Genomic DNA, 393 nt, shown 5'->3' on the forward strand with positions numbered 1-393 from the left:
GTCCGGCACCACCGCGGGGTCCGGCACCACCGCGGGGTCCGGCACCGCCGCGGGCGCGGAGGACGGCGCCCCGCGCCGGCGCCGGCGCACCCGCAGCCGCTCGGCAGCGCCCGCCGCGGCCGGCGCTGCCGAGGGCGAGCCGGCCGGCGCCGGCGACTGACGCCCGAGCTGCGATCACGGCTCCCGCCCCGCAGGGTGGGAGCCGTGCGCGTTCGTGACACCACCCCCGGCCCGGGGGCCGGCCCCCCGCCCGCGGAGCTGTCCGCGGCCCTGCACGCCGGTCCGGCCCTGGAGGTGGCCCTGCTGTGCGCCGGGCTCGTGGAGGAGCTGCACCCGCTCCTGCGGCGGGTGGGCGGCGGCGACCCGCGGCCCGCTGCCAGCGCCCGGCACGGG

General features: G+C 84.5%; 1 pseudogene. It reads left to right on the top strand.

Annotated elements, in window-relative coordinates:
- Window positions 1–204 precede the first annotated feature (204 nt).
- Window positions 205–393 (top strand): annotated as a pseudogene (locus GTR00_RS22645) (hypothetical protein); the annotation flags it as partial.

Origin of the sequence: Kineococcus indalonis (assembly GCF_009906395.1) — a bacterium.
Lineage (GTDB): Bacteria > Actinomycetota > Actinomycetes > Actinomycetales > Kineococcaceae > Kineococcus > Kineococcus indalonis.